The following is a 590-nucleotide window of genomic DNA, read 5'->3' on the forward strand; positions in this document are numbered from 1 at the left end:
CCTCTACGGGCCGCTGGTGATCGAGCCACTCGAGCCCGAGCCCTTCGCCTATGACCGCGATTACGTGGTCATGCTCAGCGACTGGACCGACCTGGATCCGCAGCGTCTGTTCGCCCGGCTCAAGAAGCGGTCGGATTTCGACAACTTCTCCAAGCAGACCGTGGGCGACTTCTTCGCCGACGTGAAACAGCACGGCCTGGCCGCCACGGTCGAAGATCGCAAGATGTGGGGCCAGATGCGGATGACACCGACCGACCTGTCGGACGTCAACGGCAACACCTACACCTACCTGTTGAACGGCACGACCTCGCTCGGCAACTGGACCGGACTGTTCCGGTCCGGCGAGAAGGTACGCCTGCGCTTCATCAACGGGTCCGCGATGACCTACTTCGACGTGCGCATCCCGGGCCTGAAGATGACCGTGGTCGCAGCCGATGGCCAGTACGTGCATCCGGTCACGGTCGACGAATTCCGCATCGCCACCGCCGAGACCTTCGACGTCATTGTCGAACCGACCGGGCAGGATGCGTTCACCATCTTTGCCCAGGACAGTGGCCGTACCGGCTACATCAGCGGCACGCTCGCCGTCA

1 pseudogene is annotated in these 590 nt (G+C 63.2%); it reads left to right on the forward strand.

From position 1 onward, the window contains the following. Positions 1-590, forward strand: a pseudogene (locus Z164_RS0119535) (copper oxidase); the annotation flags it as partial.

The sequence above is a fragment of the Luteimonas huabeiensis HB2 genome (genome assembly GCF_000559025.1).
GTDB lineage: Bacteria > Pseudomonadota > Gammaproteobacteria > Xanthomonadales > Xanthomonadaceae > Luteimonas > Luteimonas huabeiensis.